The sequence below is a fragment of the Sphingomonas sp. genome (assembly GCF_041661825.1).
Classification (GTDB): Bacteria; Pseudomonadota; Alphaproteobacteria; order Sphingomonadales; family Sphingomonadaceae; genus Sphingomonas.
Genome location: NZ_JBAZTU010000002.1, coordinates 488200 through 502615 on the forward strand (window position 1 = coordinate 488200; position 14416 = coordinate 502615).

General features: G+C 65.7%; 18 protein-coding genes. 1 reads left to right on the top strand and 17 read right to left on the bottom strand.

Annotated features, from left to right (window positions below):
- Position 1: 1 nt before the first annotated feature.
- The 3 genes from WC729_RS09420 to trbB are packed head-to-tail and all read right to left on the bottom strand — an operon-like array spanning position 2 to position 1535.
- Entirely contained in the window at positions 2-253 is a 252-nt protein-coding gene (locus WC729_RS09420; protein WP_372851942.1) for a VirB3 family type IV secretion system protein, read from the bottom strand.
- A gap of 17 nt (positions 254-270) precedes the next feature.
- A complete protein-coding gene (locus WC729_RS09425; RefSeq protein ID WP_372851944.1) occupies positions 271-603 on the bottom strand; it encodes a TrbC/VirB2 family protein in 333 nt (110 codons plus the stop codon).
- Positions 600-1535 (bottom strand): P-type conjugative transfer ATPase TrbB, encoded by a 936-nt coding sequence (trbB, locus tag WC729_RS09430; RefSeq protein WP_372851946.1) that lies wholly within the window; start codon positions 1533-1535, stop codon positions 600-602. Before trbB ends, WC729_RS09425 begins: the two co-directional genes overlap by 4 nt.
- Positions 1536-1797: 262 nt before the next feature.
- On the opposite strand from trbB, the gene WC729_RS09435 reads away from it, so the two are divergent.
- Positions 1798-2118 carry a hypothetical protein gene (locus WC729_RS09435; protein ID WP_372851948.1) on the top strand — a complete coding sequence of 107 codons (321 nt, stop codon included), beginning with the start codon at positions 1798-1800 and terminating at the stop codon, positions 2116-2118.
- A 144-nt stretch (positions 2119-2262) separates the two neighbouring features.
- Here WC729_RS09435 and WC729_RS09440 read toward each other — a convergent pair whose 3' ends face one another.
- The 14 genes from WC729_RS09440 to WC729_RS09505 form a co-directional block, all read right to left on the bottom strand.
- Positions 2263-2703 (bottom strand): CopG family transcriptional regulator, encoded by a 441-nt coding sequence (locus WC729_RS09440; protein ID WP_372851950.1) that lies wholly within the window; start codon positions 2701-2703, stop codon positions 2263-2265.
- Positions 2700-4781, bottom strand: a complete 2082-nt coding sequence (locus WC729_RS09445; protein WP_372851952.1) for a conjugal transfer protein TraG — start codon at positions 4779-4781, stop codon at positions 2700-2702. The genes WC729_RS09440 and WC729_RS09445 overlap by 4 nt, the downstream gene beginning before the upstream one ends.
- A gap of 34 nt (positions 4782-4815) precedes the next feature.
- On the bottom strand, positions 4816-6570 hold the full coding sequence (locus WC729_RS09450) for a relaxase/mobilization nuclease domain-containing protein (RefSeq protein WP_372851954.1): 1755 nt from the start codon (positions 6568-6570) through the stop codon (positions 4816-4818).
- A 253-nt stretch (positions 6571-6823) separates the two neighbouring features.
- Positions 6824-7537: a lytic transglycosylase domain-containing protein gene (locus tag WC729_RS09455; protein ID WP_372851956.1), complete on the bottom strand. Its 714-nt coding sequence runs from the start codon at positions 7535-7537 to the stop codon at positions 6824-6826.
- Positions 7538-7541: 4 nt separating this feature from the next.
- Positions 7542-7877 (bottom strand): DUF736 domain-containing protein, encoded by a 336-nt coding sequence (locus WC729_RS09460; RefSeq protein WP_372851958.1) that lies wholly within the window; start codon positions 7875-7877, stop codon positions 7542-7544.
- 34 nt (positions 7878-7911) lie between these two features.
- On the bottom strand, positions 7912-8445 hold the full coding sequence (locus WC729_RS09465; protein ID WP_372851960.1) for a S26 family signal peptidase: 534 nt from the start codon (positions 8443-8445) through the stop codon (positions 7912-7914).
- Positions 8442-8963 (bottom strand): DUF2840 domain-containing protein, encoded by a 522-nt coding sequence (locus tag WC729_RS09470; RefSeq protein WP_372851962.1) that lies wholly within the window; start codon positions 8961-8963, stop codon positions 8442-8444. Before WC729_RS09470 ends, WC729_RS09465 begins: the two co-directional genes overlap by 4 nt.
- Before the next feature lie 355 nt (positions 8964-9318).
- Positions 9319-10194: a replication initiator protein A gene (locus WC729_RS09475; RefSeq protein WP_372851965.1), complete on the bottom strand. Its 876-nt coding sequence runs from the start codon at positions 10192-10194 to the stop codon at positions 9319-9321.
- A gap of 2 nt (positions 10195-10196) precedes the next feature.
- Entirely contained in the window at positions 10197-10481 is a 285-nt protein-coding gene (locus WC729_RS09480; protein ID WP_372851967.1) for a helix-turn-helix transcriptional regulator, read from the bottom strand.
- Between the two features lie 364 nt (positions 10482-10845).
- Positions 10846-12165: a type II toxin-antitoxin system HipA family toxin gene (locus tag WC729_RS09485; protein WP_372851969.1), complete on the bottom strand. Its 1320-nt coding sequence runs from the start codon at positions 12163-12165 to the stop codon at positions 10846-10848.
- 2 nt (positions 12166-12167) lie between these two features.
- Positions 12168-12383 (bottom strand): helix-turn-helix domain-containing protein, encoded by a 216-nt coding sequence (locus tag WC729_RS09490; RefSeq protein WP_372851971.1) that lies wholly within the window; start codon positions 12381-12383, stop codon positions 12168-12170.
- Positions 12384-12605: 222 nt separating this feature from the next.
- Positions 12606-12926 carry a DUF736 domain-containing protein gene (locus WC729_RS09495; RefSeq protein ID WP_372851973.1) on the bottom strand — a complete coding sequence of 107 codons (321 nt, stop codon included), beginning with the start codon at positions 12924-12926 and terminating at the stop codon, positions 12606-12608.
- A gap of 436 nt (positions 12927-13362) precedes the next feature.
- The gene (locus tag WC729_RS09500) at positions 13363-13779 is read right to left on the bottom strand and encodes a hypothetical protein (RefSeq protein WP_372851975.1); all 417 of its coding nucleotides are present in this window, start codon (positions 13777-13779) and stop codon (positions 13363-13365) included.
- Positions 13780-13919: 140 nt separating this feature from the next.
- A complete protein-coding gene (locus tag WC729_RS09505) occupies positions 13920-14087 on the bottom strand; it encodes a hypothetical protein (protein ID WP_372851977.1) in 168 nt (55 codons plus the stop codon).
- Positions 14088-14416: the final 329 nt, after the last annotated feature.

Genomic DNA, 14416 nt, shown 5'->3' on the forward strand with positions numbered 1-14416 from the left:
CTCAAGCCCGGAAATAGCTGGGGTAACGCAGGTGCCGACGCGCGACATCGACGAACTGCGCGTCGCGTTTCGCGGCCCATACCGCCGCGACATGACCGATCCCCCAGATGACGATGCCGGCGAGCCAGAGCCTGAGACCGAGACCGACCGCGCCGGCGAGCGTGCCATTGGCGATCGCCACTGCCCGCGGCGCGCCGCCGAGCAGCATCTGCTCGGTCAGCGCACGGTGCACCGGTGCAAAATAGCCGGACATGGTCTCGCCAGTGTCCATCAGACCAGTGCCCCGCCACCGAAGCTGAAGAAGCTGAGGAAGAAGGAGCTGGCCGCGAACGCGATCGACAGGCCGAACACGATCTGGATGAGACGACGCCCACCGCCGGACGTATCGCCAAAGGCGAGCGTCAGGCCGGTGACGATGATGATGATCACCGCGATGATCTTCGCCACCGGCCCCTCAATCGATTCGAGGATAGACTGAAGCGGCGCCTCCCACGGCATCGACGATCCGGCGGCATAGGCCGGGCGGGTGATAGCAAAAGCGACGAGCGCCACGCCGGCAAGCGGCGCGACCCGGGATCGCATGCGGACGAGGAAGCGGCTCATGATATGGCTCCGTTGCTGGGGGTGGGAAGGAAGCTGAGGCGATAGTCGCCATCGGGCCCGAGCCCCTCGACCCGCGCCAGCTCCGCAAGGCGCCGGCCAGGGCCGTCGCGGACCAGCACGGCAATGAGATTGATCGTCTCGGCAACGAGCGGCCGGGGTACGGTGACGACGGCTTCTTGGATCAGCTGCTCGAGCCGGCGCAGCGCGCCGATCGCCGTGCCGGCGTGGATCGTCCCGACGCCACCCGGATGACCCGTGCCCCAGGCCTTGAGCAGGTCGAGCGCCTCGGCGCCACGCACCTCGCCGATCGGGATGCGATCGGGCCGAAGGCGAAGGCTGGAGCGGACGAGATCCGACAGGGTCGCCACGCCGTCTTTGGTCCGCATCGCCACCAGATTGGGCGCGGCGCATTGCAGCTCGCGAATATCCTCGATCAGGACCACGCGATCATTGGTCCTGGCGACCTCGGCGAGCAGCGCATTGGTCAGGGTCGTCTTGCCGGTCGAGGTCCCGCCGGCGACGAGGATGTTCAGCCTGCCCGACACCCCGGCGCGCAGCGCCTCGGCCTGCGCCAGTGACATGATCCCGGCCTCGACATAGTCCTCGAGCGTGAAGATCGCGACTGCGGGCTTGCGGATCGCGAAGGTCGGCGCGACGACGACGGGTGGCAGCAGTCCCTCGAACCGCTCGCCGCTTTCGGGAAGCTCGGCCGAGACGCGCGGAGATCCGGCATGAACCTCGACCCCGACATGATGCGCAACCAGGCGAATGATGCGCTCGCCGTCGGCCGCAGACAGTATCTGACCCGTATCGGAAACGCCTTGCGCGAGGCGATCGACCCAGAGCCGGCCATCGGGGTTGAGCATCACCTCGATCACGGCCGGATCCTCGAGCCAGGCCGAGATCGATAACCCGAGCGCGCTGCGCAGCATTCTGGCACCGCGCGAGGAAGCCTCGGATCGGAACGGATGCACGGTCAAAGTGGTCCCCTTCGATACGCCCGCACGGCTGATCCGGCTGACGGGGACAATTAAGAGAGGTGCAAATCCGTTCGAGGCAACAAGGATTTATCCACCTCGTAGCGTGGCGTAGAAAGACAAAGGAACGGCGGTTCTGATCGAACGCTCATCCGTGACCGACACTGCCGGACCACCGATCCTGCCGCCCTGAAGCGAGCTTGGCATTCTCCGGACAATGGGCAATCTGCATCGACTTGCGAATCGAGGGCGGATGCCAACAACCTATTGGGCAGCGATATTTGTGCCGGGTGCTGAAACCAGCCCGCGGCGCGTGATCGGTGAGGATCCGATCGACGCTGCCGGCGCCTTCGCGCGAGCAATAATAGAGGACACCGAGGGCGAATGGCACCGGGGCGGCGTCATCGTCTGGGAACAACATGCCAGTATCACGACGGCCTGTTTCTTCGATGTCAGCGCCAGCATTGTTCCCTGCGAAGATGCGGGGACCGGCCCGGGGGAGTTATCCTGCCAGGTGGAGGTCGTCGGCCGATATTGAAGCCACCACGCCTTCAGCCTCAAACCCGTGATGCGTTCGGACGCAAGATCGCCCTTGTCGTGCTGCCAATGCCTTGTCGATACCCCCAAACGCGTCCGGCCAAGTCCCGTGTCGCAAATGGCCGTCTGCTTGCGCATGCGGGGATCACGCCTCAGGTGGCTCAGTCGAACGCTTTCGAACATCTTGCGAAAGCTCCCGGGCTAACCTCGGCCCCAACTCCATCCGCCGGTTCAGCGATTCCACGAAGCGCTCCCAACGCTCCTTTCCCATAGCCTGCGCGGCGGCGAGCGCGGTATCGGGCAGCGGCGCGTTGCTGGTCAGCCAGAAGCGGATGAACAAGGCGAGCGTCTCGTTCGACAATTCCACATGCCATTCGAGCCGGTCAGCCTGGCGCGTCAGCCGGTCTAGCCGGCGGCTCACCGCTGCCTCGAGTCGGTCGGCGCCATCGGGCGAGAGAAACGATGCGAGTGCGGCCTCGACGATCGCCACCTGCGAGACCCGCCGCGACCGGGCATGATCCGCCAGCTGCCGCGCGAGATCGGCCGGCAGGCGGAAAGTATGCTTGACCCTCGGCCGCGGGGTCACAGTGCGATCCCGTCGTCGGGGTCGAGCGACGCCTGGCGCGCCACGCCCGACATCCGCTCCTGAAGCCTGCGGTTGCGCACTGCATCGGCGTCCTGATCGCCGTCGCCATCGCCAAAATCGAATTCGCCGGGCTGCTGGATCGGCCGGGCGACGATCTCCTCATGCTCAGGAAGATCGGGCTCGCGACGGATGCCGGCATTGGCGGTATCGACGGGCGCCGCCTCGTTCGTCGCCGCACTACCGGGATCGGCCACCGGCGACACTGGCGGTACCGGGACCCTGGCGTCGCTTCCTACGCTCTCCTCCCCGCCGACCGGTCTCAATTTCGGGGCGGTGGCCGCCGCGATCGGCGGTCGCGCGGTCCAGTCGTCGGCCGGCCGCTGGTCCGCCGGGAGTGGTTGCGGCAATGGCGGCGGGACCAGTCGTTCCGTGAAACGATGGTCCTGGTAATAACGCGCCTTTCGCGCACGGATCGGCGCGAGGCCGGCTGCCATGACGATCTCGTCGTCGGGCGGCAGCTGCATCACCTCGCCTGGCGTCAGCAGGGCACGTGCCGTCTCTGACCGCGAAACCATCAGATGGCCGAGCCAGGGCGACAGCCGGTGCCCGGCGTAATTCTTCATCGCGCGCATCTCGGTCGCGGTGCCGAGGGCATCCGAAATTCGCTTGGCGGTACGTTCGTCGTTCGTCGCGAACGAGACTCGAACATGGCAATTATCGAGGATCGCGTTGTTCGGGCCGTACGCCTTCTCGATCTGGTTGAGCGACTGCGCGATCAGGAACCCCTTGATCCCATAGCCCGCCATGAAGGCGAGCGCGCTTTCGAAGAAGTCGAGCCGCCCCAGCGCGGGAAACTCGTCGAGCATGAGCAGAACGCGGTGCCGCCGTGCCTTCGGCGTCAGCTCTTCCGTCAGTCGCCGCCCGATCTGGTTGAGGATCAGGCGAACGAGCGGCTTGGTACGGGAGATGTCGGACGGTGGCACCACCAGATAGAGGCTCGTCGGGCGCTCGCTGTCGACCAGATCAGCGATGCGCCAATCGCAGGCGCCGGTGACACGGGCGACGACCGGATCGCGATACAAGCCGAGGAACGACATGGCGGTCGAGAGCACCCCCGATCGCTCATTCTCACTCTTGTTGAGCAGTTCGCGCGCGGCCGAGGCAACCACGGGATGTACGCCCGCCTCGCCGAGATGCGGCGTGGTCATCATCGCGCGAAGCGTCGTCTCGATCGGCCGGCGCGGATCGGAGAGGAAGGCGGCTACACCGGCGAGCGTCTTGTCGCCTTCGGCATAAAGGACATGAAGGATCGCCCCGACCAGCAGCGCGTGACTGGTCTTCTCCCAATGGTTGCGCTTCTCCAGACTCCCTTCGGGATCGACCAGCACGTCGGCGACATTCTGGACATCGCGAACCTCCCATTCGCCTTTGCGAACCTCGAGCAGCGGATTGTAGGGCGACGATGCCGGGTTGGTCGGATCGAACAGCAGGACCCGCCCGACGGTCGCGCGGAACCCCGCAGTCAGCGACCAGTTCTCGCCCTTGATGTCGTGGACGATGCAGCTTCCCGGCCAGATCAGGAGCGACGGCACGACCAGGCCGACGCCCTTGCCCGACCGGGTCGGCGCGAAGCACAGCACATGCTCGGGCCCGTCATGGCGAAGATAGCGCGCCCCGAGCCTGCCGAGCAGGACGCCATCCTCGCCAAGCATGCCGCCCGCCTCGACCTCGCGCTCGCTCGCCCAACGTGCCGAACCATAGGTCTGCGCCCGCTTCACTTCGCGCGCGCGCCACACCGACATGCCGATCGCGACGGCGGCAGACGTGATGCCGCCCGACGCGGCGATATAGGCGCCCTTCAGAAAGATCGCCGGGGCATAGGCGTCGTAGCTGAACCACCACCAGAAGAAGGCAGGCGGCGGGTAGATCGGGGTACGCCCGAACATGAACCAGACCGGCTGCAGCTCCGGCTGATAGGCGAGCGCTGCGGCTGTCCATTGCGTCGCACCCCAGACCGCGCCCAGGGCAATCAGGAAAACGACAATGATCTGGCCCCACAGGATCTTGGTGGCCGACATCAGAAGGACTCCCGCGGTGAGGTTGAGAAAGTCGTCACAAGCCGAGCCCCCGGGTTCTCCCCAAGTTCCAGTCGACACCGCCGCCGGGCGACATCGTGCCCGTGATGTGGCGGCCAAGGTGCTGATCGAGCGCCGGGCGCCAGGGCACGAGCTGGAAGCCAAGCCCATCGTCGATCATCGCGAACCGGCCGGACGCCAGCGTTACCCGCTCGCGAAACACGCCGCTGACATGATCGCCCGGCGCGGAAGGCCGATGCGCCAGTCCGGTACGTTCCGCGATCCGCGTGATGGTGTCGTCCAGGTCGCGGGTCTTGAGGGTCTCGATCATGCCGTTCGCAAAGGTGATCCGCTCGCCCTGGCGCCGCGCGAGGCTCTCCCTGACAAGGTGGTCGGCGCGCGCTTCCATGGCGTCGCGGATCTCGCGCCCGAACCCGCTGCCGGTAGCTACCGGCTCTCGTGCGACGAGCTGGCGGTCGAGCCAGGTCGCGCCGGGCGCCTTCACTTGTTGATCGAGCGGGATATCTGATCGGATTGCGAGCGACAGACGCGGATTGCCCCTGGTGTCCGGCCAGCTACGCAGCTCGACGATCGCACCGGCCCTGGCATCTCCGGTCATGTCGATGTCGTCGAAGCGCACATGGTGCGCGCGGCCGTCCGCGCCGTCGATCACGGCATAAGCGCTGCCGGTCAGTTCATCATGCAAACCGCGCTCAACAAGTCGGCCGATAATCGGCTCGACGGGGACATCGCCGTGGAGTGCGAAGCTTGCCAGATCCGGCGCCCGATCGCCGCCCGCCATCGCGCGGTGCATCGTCTTGATGATGTCGGTGCGGATGGAGAGATCGCGAAGCGTTTGCTCGATCCTCGGCTTCAGGGTCCAGCAGGCCGGATCGATCCGGTCCGCCAGGCCAAGCCGCTCAAGCTTCGCCGCACGGCCGAGCATCAGCCGCCGCGCGTCCGGATCGGGGCCACGGCCGCCGGGCCGCAGATCGACGATGCCTGCCCCTTCATCCGCCATGCGCTGTAGCCGGCGATCGAGGCTCGTCCAGCGATCTGCCTCGACCTCGCGTTCGAGCGATCCCTGGATCTCCCGCTCGCTGCGCGGACCCAGTTCGATTGTGACGCGCTCCTCGGCCCGGGCGCGCATCCCTTCCCGAATATAGTCTCGGTCGATGACCAGATCCGCGCCGTCGGACGCACGGCCCCGCACCAGCACATGGATATGGGGATTGTCGGTGTTCCAGTGATCAACCGCCACCCAGTCCAGTTCGGTATCGAGATCCGTCGCCATGTCGGCGATCAGCTCGCGGGTGAAGGCGCGCAGGTCGGCCATTTCACCGGCGTCCTCGGGCGAGACGATGAACCGGAAATGATGCCGGTCATCCTCGCAGCGTCCGGCAAAGGCATCCCCATCGGCCCGCTCGGACCCCGCATCGAAAAGGCTGGCGGCGCCGCCATCGCGGGTCACGCCGTCGCGCTCGAGATAGGCGATATGGCGCGCGAGCGACGCGGCCCTGAAGCGGGCACCGTTGTGGCGGACCACCCGCGCCATGATGACGACGCGCCGGCTGCCGGGTGCCCGGCGCGCCATGAGCCGCGCCCGCCCGCCGCGACCGTAGCGCCCGGTCCCGCCGCCGCGCCGCGCGTGCGGTCCGGCATGCGTGTACCCGGCCTTCATCGCCGCTCGCTTTACCTGGGCGGCCAGCGTCCTGGCCTTCCGGCCTGAGCCAGAACCCCCATCCCTTGCCCTTCCCGGCCGGATCCGGAAGTCCTCGCCATCGGCGCTCATCGGACCGACACCGTGGCCAGAAACCCATGGGCCAGACAGCAGTCCCTTGTAATATCATCATAAATCAGGAAACGCGCCAGCCGCTTAGTGAACGCGCCAGCCGAAATTCTCCTGCCTGTCCAACCACATGCGCCCCGGGAGACGGCGGCGCTTTTATCTTGCCATCGCTTTTTCCTAGTGATCTCAGAAGCCTGCGATTCCGCCAAAACAGCGATGGAGCACGCCATGCCACGCCAGAGGCCGCCATGCCGCGTCACCGCGAGATGTTGCCGGAAAGAGGGACGAAGAGGCCGGTCGAAACCGGTGCGTGCGCGTCGATATCGCGCGGCCGGCGGGTGGCGGGCTGCGTCTCGGATGCCGGCTCAACCGCATCCGCATCGCGATCGACCGGCGCCTCCGGCCGCCTTGCGAACAGCGCCGCACGAGTCCAGGCGCGCGGATCGGCTGCAGCAAATGCGGTGCGGCCAGGCGCCGCCCCACCGATAATCGGCGCCAGCCTGTTCACATAGGCAATGGTCTCCGCAGGCAGCGATCGGCCGGTCGCCAGGTGACTTTCGTAGCGACCGGGACCGGCATTATAGGCGGCGAGAAAGCCCGGAACACCGTAGCGATCATAGAGTTCACGCAGAAACGCGGCACCCGCGATGATGTTGTCGCGAGGGTCGTGCATGTCGCCGCCGAGGCCGTAACGGGCACGCAGATAGGCCCAGGTATCGGGCATGATCTGCATCAGCCCGACCGCCCCTTTTGGCGATACGGCGCGCGGATCGCCGGCGCTTTCGACGCGCATCACCGCATAGATCCAGCTCTCCGGAATCGAGAAACGGCGCGCCGCCTCCGTCACATAGCCGGCGACATCGTTCGCGCTGGGCGAGACGCGGACGGCCGGCGCGAGCGTGCTCGCCGACGCCGTTGCCGCGGTAAAGCCGGCAAGCAGGATAGCCGCGGAAAGGTCGAGCAAGCGCACGACATCAGCTCCGCGGGCCGGTGCGCGAGGCGCGATTCCACAGCAGATGATGCTCCTGGCCATCACGGTTCGATTGGAAGAGGTTCGCATTGATCGCATGCGGCAGCGCCGGATCGTCGATGAGCAGCGAGACATAGGCGCCGGCACGCTCGCCGACCCGTTTCCATCCCGCGCCGACCTCCAGGCCATCGCCGTCCGCGCCGAGATGGATCCGATAGTCCGGCGCATTTTCCGCGTCGGCATCGGCCGGAACGAGGCAGAGTTTGACGTCCAGGCTGAGCGTCTGGAGGCGCCCACGAAAGCCGTCCGCGGTACGGTCGAAGCGGCCAATCTGTGTCATCATATGCTCCTGTTGTTTGCGATCGGGTTGGGTTTCAGCGGGTGGATTTCGGCGCGGCGTCGGCGCGCGGAATCCAGATCGGCGACAGGCGGCCGACGATCGTGGCCGTTGGAAGCGGCCCGAAATATCGGCCGTCAAAACTGTCGGGCACGTCCGGATTCATCAGGAAGATGTCGTCCGCCGAGAGCGAGCGGCACCCGTCCCAGATGGGCAGCGCTCGGCCGCGACGATCCCGATCGCGGGCATCGCCGAGATATTTGCCGTCAACCGTGATCCTGGTGCCGGCCCGACAGACGCGCTGCCCTGCGACGGCCGCGACATGCTTCAGCATCGGTACGTCGAGCGGCAGATAATGGCGGTCGGCGAGATAGGCGCCGAGCGCCTTTGGCGGCAGCACGGCGACCAACTCGCCGACCTTCGGCGAAGAAGACGGGCGTAAGCGATAGAGACCGACCGGCACGCTTGCACTGGCGTTCCAGATCAGTCTGGGCTGCGGATGAATGAAGGCGGTGATGATCGTCGCCATCGCGGCGAAATAGGCCGCCATTACATAACCGAACCGGGTCATGACCGCAGCTCCCGGCGCTGGAGCCAGGCGCGGTGACGGTCGATCGAATAGACCCGCGGCTCGAGGCCGGCCGTCAGCCGATTATGCACATGGCACCAATGCTCGGGCGCCGCGTCGCATGCATCCACGCCGATCGCCTCGACGGCATCGATCGCGCGCAGGACGCGTTCTACCTTCGGCCAGCCATGGATCGACAGCAACAGTTCGCCGCCGGGGCGGACCGAGGGCAGTGTCGAATAAGGCTCACCGCGCGAGACGGCGCGAACGATGTCGATGCGCGACCGGATCGTGCCGAAGCAGTTCGACGACCAGCGAACGAAAGCAAAAACGGCGTTCGATCGAAAGCTGACGGCGCGGCGACGGCGATCGATAATCCGCTCCTGGGCCACACGTCCGAACCGGATCCAGTGTTCGATCCGCTTCTCGATCCAGACCAGTTCGACATGGGTGAGTGTGCTGCCCGGAATGCCGGGTGGAGACGCGCTCGAATGCTCGGAAACGCGGACTCGATCGTTCATGATTGCACTCCATCAGAGGCGGAAAGCGCATGCACGATCGGACCGTGCAGCACGCGGCGATGATTGAGGCGACGGGTCACGGCCCGGCCGGATCGAGCGCAGGACCGGGCCAGGCGAAGCCGCGGGACCGGTCGACACGGCGGCCGGCGATGCCGTCGCCCCACGCGCCATCCGTCCATAGATCGGTCTCGCGCCCGGAGCGTTAGAAAGAATCCGAAGGATTCTTTGTTAGCTAAGTTAGGCGCGGGATTCGGGCTGACAAAACCGTGACTTAGATACGATTCCGGTTCCCGATAGGACGACTCCCCGGTTCCGGATAGGACGACTCCAGCGGTTCCTGATAGGACGACTCCCATCACCTCTTACCCACAGGTGCGAGGCCGACGCGGCGCATCGCGACATCGAAGGAATCCTCGGGGATGGGCACGAACCGCAGGCGCTGCCGGCCGAACTCGGTTTCGAGTGAGAGGCGGTAGCCGGGAAGCGGCTGGCGGCGCACAATGCCGCGCAGCTCGAAGCTGAACCGCTTCAGCGGCGAGAGCACACCGGATTTGAGGTGAAGATGGGCGAGGTCGAAACTCCAGCCGCCAAGCTGCCGGCCACCATGTTTGCGCACGATCCGGTAGAGCCAGCGCTCGATGCCACCGGTGAGCTCGAAATAGGCCCGGTCGATCGTCAGCACGAGCGCCTGGTCCATGACGCCCGCGAAGAACCAGTCGGGCACGATCATCTCGATACCCAGCGGCCGACCGTCGCTATCGAGCCGCTCCTTCCATTCGTTGATCCAGGAGAAGCGGTGCCGGCGCCGCTGCAACGGCTGGCGGATCGAGGTCGCGACGGTGGTCGACTGGAGGCGGTCGAGCGCGGCTTTCAATCGGTCGTAATTGTCGCGGCCGGTGCCGCGGCCGATAAAGGTCAGAATCTCGTGTGGGGTGGTCGCCATAAGCCGCGAGGTCGGGCGCCCGGCATCGCGCGCCTCGACGATCTGGCTAGCCGCCCAGATCAGCACATCGGCATCCCAGATGGTCGCCATGCCGTGCTCGGGCGTCGCCTCGACCACGATCCAGGTGTCGCCCATGCGGAAGTCGATCGGCGTAACGCGCTTCGATTTTGCCAGGCTGAAAAAGGGCCACGCCATCAGGTCCTGTGCATCCCTCGGCGCGATATCGCCTGGGATCGACCGGAACAGGTCGAGCTGCGCCCGTTCACTGCCAGACCGGATGACCGCCATGGTCAACGCCGCACCGGACCGGTCGCGCCGAGGACGGCGGGGTCGAGGCGTTTAGCGGGATGAACCACGCCGTTGCCCGGATCGGAGGTCGAGCGCCGCACCCCCTGGTCGGCCCAGGATTGCAGGTCCTCCAGCGTATATACCACCCGGCCGCCGAGTTTGTAGAAGACGGGACCCGTGCCGTAGCAACGATGCTTCTCGAGCGTCCGCGCCGACAGGCAGAGAATGAGCGCGGCATCGGGCGTGCGTAGATAGCGTTGGGCCGTAGGGGTTTCCGGCGTCGTCATGGGTGACCTCCAGCGGACGACGGGCGGTGATCGCCAGCTCCATCCAATCGCCGGCATGGATGGGCATGTGGCGGAATGGCCGGAAGGTCCGGATTCTGCGCCTTATCCGACCGTGACGGGGAGAGCCTGGCCACCTGTTTTTGCCGCGAAGTGGCGGGCGTTCGTCCGTTTGCGACCACCTTGGGCGGCCCCAGCGGAATATGCCCGGATCGGATTATCCGTCCGGGCGGGGAAGCCTCTCCCGCTGGAAGGTGGATCGGCGAGCGCCGGCGGGGGTGAGCTTGGCAGTCAAGCCGCAGCGGTAAGATCGCCTGGCGCCAATGCCGTTCAATGGACTTGCAAGCCCTGCTGTCAGGGCGGGGCGCTAGCCGTGATAAGCGGTCGCGGCCGCTCCTTCCTCGTCGTCGCCCGCCGCATTCTCCGCGGGCATATGGTCCCCATTTTCGCGGGCATGCGCGCGCACTTCGGTCGCTCGCTCGGTCATCTCCTTGACGAAGATATCGAGCATCCCGCCGGCGCCCGCCGGCATGACCGCCACTTCCTCGGCCGCTGCGGGCAGCTCGCGCAATATGCGTGCGGTGACCTGCTCGACCCGCTGGACCGTTCCCCTGCCGCCCAGTCCAGCGGCTTCTGCCATACGACGCCAATGGCGCTCATAGATGTACCGCCCCCGGCGCTGGCCGCCGACTTCCTGCGCATGATTTGGCGTGATCCCGTCCCATGCGAGGCCAGACATCAGGTCGTAGAGTGGCGCCAGTCTGGCGCCATCGGGTTCAAGCAGCGCGGAATAGTTCTTGGCGTGCGAATCCACATTGCCGATCGCGATGTTGAAGATCACGGCGTCGAGCAGACGGGTGATGTCGCGACCGGTCATGTGCTGGCGGACCACGCCGAATATCTCGGCAAGCGATGGGCCGCGGGGGCCGGTCCTGTTGAATTCATATTTCGCGCCCGGCGGGCGCCCGAGCGCCTGGCAGAAATCCTCCTGATGCAGGCGGCGGACCGCATTGCCATCTTCGCTGCGATCATAGCGCGTCACCAGCAGATAGCTGCGCCCGCCCGCCCTGCCGGTGATGACGGGCGCCACGTCAAGGCCAACCCGATGCGCAAGCACCATGCACAGGGCTTCGTTCTGGACACTGTCGATCAGGCGCGGATTGTCGGGCTTGAGGATATGGGTCGAGGCAGCGCCGTTGACCGGTATGGAGAGTTCGCCTCCGCGAAGCGCTACGGGAAGCTTGTCCTGCGCACCCGCGAGACTCATCGACACCCCCTCCTCGTCGACCAGGAATGGCCGCGCGGGCAGGTCGGTCAGGATCCGTTCGAGCGTCTTGGCATCGGAAATCTCCCGGTAGCCCGGCGCGCCCGGAAAAGCCTGTGGCGCGATGGTGAGCGCGCCGGCCAGGTCGTTGCCAGTCTCGATGATCAGGCCCAGCACATCCTCCGAGGCCGTGCCAAGCACGCGCATCATGGCACGGAGCGGCTCGCCCTCGGGCAGCAGATTCATGAGCCAGGGTAGCACCAACTCGGCGGAATAAGGCTGCTCGCGGATCGGCATGGCGAGCGAGATGGCGAACCGATCGTCCGCGTCGCGCCAGGCTTGCGAATAGACCAGTTCGGTCCGCGTCGCATCGGCCGTGATCATGGCAACCAGGCGGTCGTCATACAGGACCGGTAGTTCCATGGTCATCTCGGTGCCGCGACCGATGCCGACAGACGAAGCCCGACCGCCTTGGCGGCGGCAAGCGCCTTGCCGAGCTGGGCGGTCGCCTTGCCGGCCTCCAGGTCGACGATGAAACGCTCGCCGCTGTTGATCACCAGGGCAAGCTCGCGCTGCGTCAGGCCGAGCGCCTTGCGCGCGCTCGCTACTGCTTCACCGAATTGCTGTGCATTCTCGATCATATCATCTTCCCGAACGGGAAGATTCCACATCACAAGCTCAAGATCAAGGCGTTTCTTACCGATCGGGAAGAATGGGCTCTCAAATCCCTCGCCTTCGTCAAATCTTACCGATCGGGATGTAGATCGCCTGTGCTATTTGCTCACACTCGTTGACAACCACTTTCGATATAGAACGCCGCGATGCCCCGCCCGGCACTGCCGGGCGGGGCGACCCCGTTCGGGTCAGTCGTTGGCGCGGCTCGGCCGCGACCAGATCAGGCTGTAGGTGTCGCCTTCCTCGTCATCAAAGAGATTGGCGAAGATCGGTGCCGTGAAGCTCGGATCGTCGAGCTTGACCGAGAGATAGTCCCGCTGGCTGGCCGAGCGCTTGGTCCAGGCTGCGCCGATTTCCGCGCGACCGACAAAAACCCGGTGGGTGGGCGCGTTCTCGTTCTGGCGGTTGTCTTCCAGAACGATCCGGACGCCGCGGGCCTGAACGCCGAGGCTGACGATCTCGCCCTGATATTCCAGGCCGACCTTCTTGAAGCTGCCGATATTTGCCATGATGATATTCCTTCGCTGTCTCGATACCGCCCCATGCGGCCTCGATGGCCAGCAAAGGCCGGGCGCGATCGACGACGCAGCTTTGCCCGAGCGAAGCGCTGGACCGCGGGACCGGCTCTTTCTTGCCTCGCGAGGAATGGGCGCCAGCCCAGGGGAAGAAAGTGCCGGGACCGAGGTTGCGGACAGGCGATCGAGGCGCAGCCGTCGTCCGGCTAGCACAGCCATCAACGAGGTCGTGTGGAGCGCTACCGCGCCGCGAAGGCGACATCTGTCAAAGCCGCGAAAAAGGTCAGCCTGATTGGGCGGGCACCCGGCAAGACCGTTCAGACATGCTCCTCATCACCATCGCTTCCGACAATCGCGGCGAGAAGTCGCACACGGAATTTGTCAGTCCGTGCCGGTCGGCCATCCCATCGCTCCCGGCTCAGCCGGTCAATCAATCGGCAACGGGTCGATCCGCACGATCGGTGAACCGCCGCCATGCCGCCATCCCCACGAGAAAGGCTGCAGCGAATGCCAATGTCTCGCGCGGCGCGGTCCCGACGACGTGATCGAACAGCCCCGACACCGCATGATAGGCGGCAACCGCCGCAGGTGCCGCGAAGATGAGGCCAATCGACAGGCGCAGCATCGGCGACCGCGCGCGTGAAAAGGCGATGGGCCCGACCATCGCGACGGCGATCCCGACCCTCAGGCCGGCGATCAAGCCGCCCGCCGCACTGCCGCTCCAGCCCAGGACGAGCAGCCCGGCGGATACGCCCGAGAACAGGGGAAGCGCGTTGACGGCGAGCGATACAAGCGCCCAGCCCAGGAACAGGCTGACGGCAATCAGGATGGGAACAGCAAGAATCATGAGCGTCCTCCTTGACGAACAAAGTCGTCGGACGCGCTCTCCACCACCACCACAGCGCAACTGTCCGACCATATTAGCAACGGAAAAGGCGCCCGGGAAAGACCAAATGGCCTTCCCGGACGCCTGACGGGGTGAATCGTTCAGCGGTCGAACGGATCATATTCGCGCACGATGCTCAGCGGGTCGCCGTCATATTCACGCGCTTCGGCGACGCCGAAAATCTGCTCATTGATTTTGAAGATGACGATGCAGGCCATCATCGTACGGGCGAGGTTCCAGGCGTAGGATTGTGCGAGGTTCAGCGGCATGATCGAAGCTCCTGTCCGGGAGCGAGGACCATCCCCGCTCGACAGGCGCCCGAAGTGTCGGGGGCATGGCAGCAGTCACCGCGCAGGCGCAGCCGGCGCGGCAGCACGCTTGCGTAGCAGACCCTTTAGGGTTGATGGCGTCAGGCCATGCACTGGACCAAGGGTAAAGCCTCAAAGAGCGGGGTGGGCCTCGCTTCCGGACAGGACGGCCAACCAATCGATTTGCCTCGTCTCAATCCTATGCCTGCTCCTGTACCGCGCCGAAGAGCACCTCCGACGCGTCAGGTTCGATGAGCCGGCTCACGCTTTGCACAACCTGCGGGGACAAT

Bases quoted from the DNA above. Each gene is read 5' to 3' on its own strand.
- WC729_RS09420 (WP_372851942.1), bottom strand. From the start codon at position 253: ATGTCCGGCTATTTTGCACCGGTGCACCGTGCGCTGACCGAGCAGATG.
- WC729_RS09425 (WP_372851944.1), bottom strand. From the start codon at position 603: ATGAGCCGCTTCCTCGTCCGCATGCGATCCCGGGTCGCGCCGCTTGCC.
- trbB (WP_372851946.1), bottom strand. From the start codon at position 1,535: ATGCTGCGCAGCGCGCTCGGGTTATCGATCTCGGCCTGGCTCGAGGAT.
- WC729_RS09435 (WP_372851948.1), top strand. From the start codon at position 1,798: ATGGGCAATCTGCATCGACTTGCGAATCGAGGGCGGATGCCAACAACC.
- WC729_RS09445 (WP_372851952.1), bottom strand. From the start codon at position 4,781: ATGTCGGCCACCAAGATCCTGTGGGGCCAGATCATTGTCGTTTTCCTG.
- WC729_RS09450 (WP_372851954.1), bottom strand. From the start codon at position 6,570: ATGAGCGCCGATGGCGAGGACTTCCGGATCCGGCCGGGAAGGGCAAGG.
- WC729_RS09460 (WP_372851958.1), bottom strand. From the start codon at position 7,877: ATGACACAGATTGGCCGCTTCGACCGTACCGCGGACGGCTTTCGTGGG.
- WC729_RS09465 (WP_372851960.1), bottom strand. From the start codon at position 8,445: ATGACCCGGTTCGGTTATGTAATGGCGGCCTATTTCGCCGCGATGGCG.
- WC729_RS09470 (WP_372851962.1), bottom strand. From the start codon at position 8,963: ATGAACGATCGAGTCCGCGTTTCCGAGCATTCGAGCGCGTCTCCACCC.
- WC729_RS09475 (WP_372851965.1), bottom strand. From the start codon at position 10,194: ATGGCGGTCATCCGGTCTGGCAGTGAACGGGCGCAGCTCGACCTGTTC.
- WC729_RS09480 (WP_372851967.1), bottom strand. From the start codon at position 10,481: ATGACGACGCCGGAAACCCCTACGGCCCAACGCTATCTACGCACGCCC.
- WC729_RS09485 (WP_372851969.1), bottom strand. From the start codon at position 12,165: ATGGAACTACCGGTCCTGTATGACGACCGCCTGGTTGCCATGATCACG.
- WC729_RS09490 (WP_372851971.1), bottom strand. From the start codon at position 12,383: ATGATCGAGAATGCACAGCAATTCGGTGAAGCAGTAGCGAGCGCGCGC.
- WC729_RS09495 (WP_372851973.1), bottom strand. From the start codon at position 12,926: ATGGCAAATATCGGCAGCTTCAAGAAGGTCGGCCTGGAATATCAGGGC.
- WC729_RS09500 (WP_372851975.1), bottom strand. From the start codon at position 13,779: ATGATTCTTGCTGTTCCCATCCTGATTGCCGTCAGCCTGTTCCTGGGC.
- WC729_RS09505 (WP_372851977.1), bottom strand. From the start codon at position 14,087: ATGCCGCTGAACCTCGCACAATCCTACGCCTGGAACCTCGCCCGTACG.